This is a genomic window from Streptomyces recifensis (assembly GCF_002154615.1).
Classification (GTDB): domain Bacteria; phylum Actinomycetota; class Actinomycetes; order Streptomycetales; family Streptomycetaceae; genus Streptomyces; species Streptomyces griseoluteus.
Map to the genome: position 1 here is coordinate 1 of NZ_MUNH01000087.1, position 4,943 is coordinate 4,943.

The 4,943-nt window shown below is 71.1% G+C and carries 4 protein-coding genes; 1 reads left to right on the forward strand and 3 read right to left on the reverse strand.

Going from position 1 to position 4,943, the window contains the following annotated elements; translation table 11 throughout:
* The coding region (locus CCN33_RS05735) for a peptidoglycan recognition protein family protein (RefSeq protein WP_244173692.1) at positions 1-600 on the forward strand (600 nt) is incomplete at its 5' end.
* Here the strand turns inward: CCN33_RS05735 and CCN33_RS05740 are convergent.
* From CCN33_RS05740 to CCN33_RS05750, 3 genes are all read right to left on the reverse strand, one after another.
* Positions 590-1,108, reverse strand: a complete 519-nt coding sequence (locus tag CCN33_RS05740; RefSeq protein ID WP_167387780.1) for a DUF4240 domain-containing protein — start codon at positions 1,106-1,108, stop codon at positions 590-592. The two genes, CCN33_RS05735 and CCN33_RS05740, sit on opposite strands and share 11 nt — an antisense overlap.
* Positions 1,109-1,216: 108 nt before the next feature.
* Positions 1,217-3,928 carry a pyruvate dehydrogenase (acetyl-transferring), homodimeric type gene (gene aceE / locus CCN33_RS05745; protein ID WP_086691786.1) on the reverse strand — a complete coding sequence of 904 codons (2,712 nt, stop codon included), beginning with the start codon at positions 3,926-3,928 and terminating at the stop codon, positions 1,217-1,219.
* A 247-nt stretch (positions 3,929-4,175) separates the two neighbouring features.
* Complete coding sequence (locus CCN33_RS05750) at positions 4,176-4,799, reverse strand: GntR family transcriptional regulator (protein WP_086691788.1); 624 nt, start codon at positions 4,797-4,799, stop codon at positions 4,176-4,178.
* Positions 4,800-4,943: the final 144 nt, after the last annotated feature.

Sequence of the window (4,943 nt, forward strand, 5' to 3'; positions counted from 1 at the left end):
GACCCGGCCACCCTGCGCCGCCAGCCCCCGCCGCGCTACGACGACCGGGTCGTCGCCGTCTTCGTCCACCACACCGCCTCGCCGAACGACTACGACTGCGCCGACGCCCCGCGCATCATCCGCTCGCTGTACTCCGGCCAGACCGGCGCCCGGCACTGGGACGACATCGGCTACAACTTCCTCGTCGACCGCTGCGGCACCCTCTACGAGGGACGCGCCGGGGGTGCCGACCGGGCGGTCACCGGGGCGCACAGCCAGGGCTTCAACCACCGTTCGACGGGCATCGCGGCGCTCGGCACCTTCACCGCGGGCGCGCAGGTACCCGCGGCCATGACCGACGCCATCGCCGCGCTCGCCGCCTGGAAGCTCGGCCTCTCCGACACCGACCCCCGCGCCCGCGTACGCCTGACCTCCACCAGCGGCCTCAGCCGCTACCGCGCGGGAGCCCCCGCCACCTTCCCCGCCGTCGCCGGCCACAACACCGGCTACGCCACCACCTGCCCCGGCGCCGCCCTCACCGCCGCCCTCCCCGCGATCCGGGCGAAGGCGGCCCGCCTCCAGGGCCGCACCCCGCTGGGGCGTGTCCGCCCTAGGGCCTGAAGCGGTCCCACAGGGCTGGGTACCGGTCCGCCAGGGTGCCGTCGTTCTCGAAGTCGATCGGGGTGCCGGAGGGTTCGCCGGGGGCTGGCGCGATGCCCAGGTCGGGGGCCACCGTGCCGGTCAGGCGTTCGTACGCCTCGTCCGCCGCGTAGCCGAGTTCCTCCCCGTCGCCGTCCATCTCGTCGTCGAACTCGTCGAGGAGTTCCGCGAGGGAGTCGGGGTCGTGGAGGGCGCCCTCGAAGACCTCGCGGCCCTGGCCGATGAGCCAGCAGCGGAAGTAGTCGAAGGCGTCGTCGCTCGCGCCGCCCAGCAGGAGCGAGGCCGCGCCCCACAGGTCCCAGCGGTAGGCGCGGTTGTAGCGGGCCTCGAAGTGACGGGCGAAGTCCAGCACCATGTCCGGGTCGAACTGGAGCAGCCGGTCCACCAGCAGGTCGGCCTGCTCCTCGGGGTCGCCCTCGGCGGCCTCGCGGGTGGCGTCGATCAGCTCCCAGAACTCCGTCTCGTCCATCACGCCACCAGCATCGGGCCTCCACCCCCACCCCGCACGCGGAACGGCACGGTAAAAGGAGGAAGGGGTACGGCAGCACGCCGTACCCCTTCATCGGACCCTAAGCGGTCACAGACCGTACTTCTCGCGGGCTTCCTTCACCGCCGTCGCCTTGACCGCGCCGCGCCGGGCGAGCTGGGCCAGGGCCGCGACCACGATCGACTCGGCGTCCACACCGAAGTGCCGGCGGGCCGCCGCGCGGGTGTCGGAGAGGCCGAAGCCGTCCGCACCGAGCGAGGACCAGTCCTGGTCGACCCACTGCGCGATCTGGTCCGGGACCTGGCGCATGTAGTCGGAGACCGCGAGGACCGGGCCCTCGGCACCCTGCAGCGCCCGGCGCACGAACGGCACCCGCTCCTCGCCGCGCAGCAGGGCCGCGTCGGCGTCCATCGCGTCACGGCGCAGCTCGGACCAGGAGGTCGCGGACCACACGTCGGCGGCCACGCCCCACTCCTCGGCGAGCATCCGCTGCGCGTCCAGCGCCCAGTGGATCGCGGTACCCGAACCCAGGAGCTGGATGCGCGGGGCGTTCGCCGGGATGGTGACGCCCGCGGACTCGGCCGTGTTGAACCGGTACAGGCCCTTGACGATGCCCTCGTCGATGCCGGGCACGGCGGGCTTGGCCGGCTGAGGCATCGGCTCGTTGTAGACCGTCAGGTAGTAGAAGACGTCCCTGTCCTCGCCCGGCGCGGCCTCGCCGTACATCCGGCGCAGACCCTCCTTGACGATCGCGGCGACCTCGTAGGCGAACGCCGGGTCGTACGTCAGCGCGGCCGGATTGGTCGCGGCGATCACCGGGGAGTGACCGTCGGCGTGCTGGAGGCCCTCGCCCGTCAGGGTCGTACGGCCCGCCGTCGCGCCGACGAGGAAGCCGCGGCCGAGCTGGTCACCGAGCTGCCACATCTGGTCGGCCGTGCGCTGCCAGCCGAACATCGAGTAGAAGATGTAGAACGGGATCATCGCCTCGCCGTGCGTCGCGTACGCGGTGGACGCGGCGATGAAGTCGGCCATCGAACCGGCCTCGGTGATCCCCTCGTTGAGGATCTGGCCGTTCTTGGCCTCCTTGTAGTACATCAGCTGGTCGCGGTCGACCGGCTCGTACGTCTGGCCCTTGGGCGAGTAGATGCCGAGCGACGGGAACAGCGACTCCATGCCGAAGGTGCGCGCCTCGTCGGGGACGATCGGCACCCAGCGCTTGCCGGTCTCCTTGTCGCGGACCAGGTCCTTGACCAGGCGGACGAACGCCATGGTGGTGGCGACGTTCTGCGAGCCGGAACCCTTGTCGAAGGAGGTGAACGCCTTCTCCGCCGGGGCGGGCAGCGGCGCGACGGGGTGCACCCGGCGGGCCGGGGCCGGACCGCCGAGGGCCGCGCGGCGCTCCTGGAGGTAGCGCACCTCGGGGGAGTCGGCGCCCGGGTGGCCGTAGGGCACCTGGCCGTCGGCGAAGGCGCTGTCGGAGATGGGCAGCTCCAGCAGGTCCCGCATCGCCTTGAACTCGTCCACCGAGAGCTTCTTCATCTGGTGGTTGGCGTTCTTGGAGGCGAAGCCCGGACCGAGGGTGTGGCCCTTGACCGTCTGGGCCAGGATCACGGTCGGCGCGCCCTTGTGCTCGACGGCCGCCTTGTACGCGGCGAAGACCTTGCGGGCCTCGTGACCGCCGCGCGACAGGTGGAAGCACTCGAGGATCTTGTCGTCGCCGAGCAGCTTCGCCATCTCCACCAGCGCCGGGTCACCGCCGAAGAAGTCCTGGCGGATGTAGGCCGCGTCGCGCGTCTGGTACGTCTGGATCTGGGCGTCCGGCACCTGGCGCAGCCGGCGGACCAGCGCGCCCGTGGTGTCGAGCTGGAACAGCTCGTCCCAGGCGGTGCCCCACAGCGTCTTGACCACGTTCCAGCCGGCGCCCCGGAACTGGGCCTCCAGCTCCTGCACGATCTTGAAGTTGGCGCGGACCGGCCCGTCCAGACGCTGCAGGTTGCAGTTGATGACGAACGTGAGGTTGTCCAGCTCCTCACGCGCGGCGAGCGCGAGGGCCGCCGTCGACTCCGGCTCGTCCATCTCGCCGTCACCGAGGAACGCCCACACGTGGGACGCGGAGACGTCCTTGATGCCGCGGTTGGTCAGGTAGCGGTTGAACCGCGCCTGGTAGATCGCGGAGAGCGGGCCGAGGCCCATCGACACCGTCGGGAACTCCCACAGCCAGGGCAGCCGGCGCGGGTGCGGGTACGACGGCAGGCCGTTGCCGCCCGCCTCCTGGCGGAAGTTGTCCAGGTGCGCCTCGTTCAGCCGTCCGTCCAGGAAGGCGCGGGCGTAGATGCCGGGGGAGGCGTGGCCCTGGATGTAGAGCTGGTCACCGGAGCCGTCGGCGTCCGGGGACTCCTTGCCCTTGAAGAAGTGGTTGAAGCCGGTCTCGTACAGCCACGCGGCCGAGGCGAAGGTGGCGATGTGGCCGCCGACGCCGTACTTGCTGCCGCGGGTCACCATCGCCGCCGCGTTCCACCGGTTCCACGCGGTGATCCGGGTCTCCATCGCCTCGTCACCGGGGATGCCCGGTTCGGCGGCGGTGGGGATGGAGTTGACGTAGTCCGTCTCCAGGAGCTTCGGCAGCGCGACACCGCCCGCCTCGGCACGCTCCAGCGTGCGCCGCATCAGGTACGCGGCGCGGTGCGGGCCCGCTTCCCTGGCCACGGCGTCCAGGGAGGCGCGCCACTCGGCGGTCTCCTCGGGGTCGCGGTCCGGGAGCTGGTCGAGCGCGCTCGGCTGGATGGCGTTGGGGTCGGTCATCTCGCCGCCTTCCTCAGTCGAAGGGGGAATCCCTCATGGGTGAGGGTTCGGGGTTGCCCTTGGTCTTTGGCAGGACAGGGCGAGAACTCGGTAGAAGTCCGTCGGTGACAATAACTCCCTGATCGATGATCGATCAAAGGTTTGGGGGTGAAATCCCGGTCTTGACGCGAAAGTCGGCACCCGGTGTCTTCCCTACAGGCACGCGGTGCCTTGTTTTCCCAGGTGAGCGGGGTGTCGCTCAGCCGGGTCAGGGGCGGGGCGCGCAGCCCAGGACGTGGGCCTTCACCAGCTCGGCGATCCGGGGGTCGCGGCGCTGGAACGCCTGCACCAGCTCCTCGTGCTCCTCGGCGTAGGACTGCTGGACGGTGCCGAGCCAGCGGATCGACAGCGCGGTGAAGACCTCGATGCCGAGGCCCTCCCAGGTGTGCAGCAACACCGAGTTGCCCGCGGCGCGGACGAGTTCGCGGTGGAAGCCGACGGTGTGGCGGACCTGGCCGGTGCCGTCCCCGGCCCGGTCGGCCTCGTAGAGGGCCGCGACGTGGGGTTCCAGGGCCGCGCAGCTCTCCGCCAGGGTGTCGGCCGCCAGCTCCGCCGCGATGGCTTCCAGGCCGGCCCGGACGGGGTAGCTCTCCTCCAGGTCGGCCGCGGTCAGGTTGCGTACCCGTACGCCCTTGTTGGGGGCCGATTCGATGAGGCGGAGGGATTCCAGTTCGCGGAGGGCCTCCCGGACGGGGGTCTGGCTGACCTCCAGTTCGGTGGCGATCCTTCGCTCCACGATGCGCTCGCCCGGTTGCCAGCGGCCGCTGACGATGCCCTCCACGATGTGCTCGCGGATCTGTTCGCGCAGCGAGTGGATGACGGGCGCGGTCATTCTGGGCTCCTTCGCGAGGCGGCTCTACGACGATACGGGGGGCGTCCCTCGCCCGTGGCGCGCATAGGGGTGCTTTTGCCCAGGTGAGACGAGGGGCACAGGGTGTTTTCGACGCGGGAGGGCTCGGGGGGTTCTGGATTTGGG

Bases quoted from the DNA above. Each gene is read 5' to 3' on its own strand.
- CCN33_RS05740 (WP_167387780.1), bottom strand. From the start codon at position 1,108: ATGGACGAGACGGAGTTCTGGGAGCTGATCGACGCCACCCGCGAGGCC.
- CCN33_RS05750 (WP_086691788.1), bottom strand. From the start codon at position 4,799: ATGACCGCGCCCGTCATCCACTCGCTGCGCGAACAGATCCGCGAGCAC.
- aceE (WP_086691786.1), bottom strand. From the start codon at position 3,928: ATGACCGACCCCAACGCCATCCAGCCGAGCGCGCTCGACCAGCTCCCG.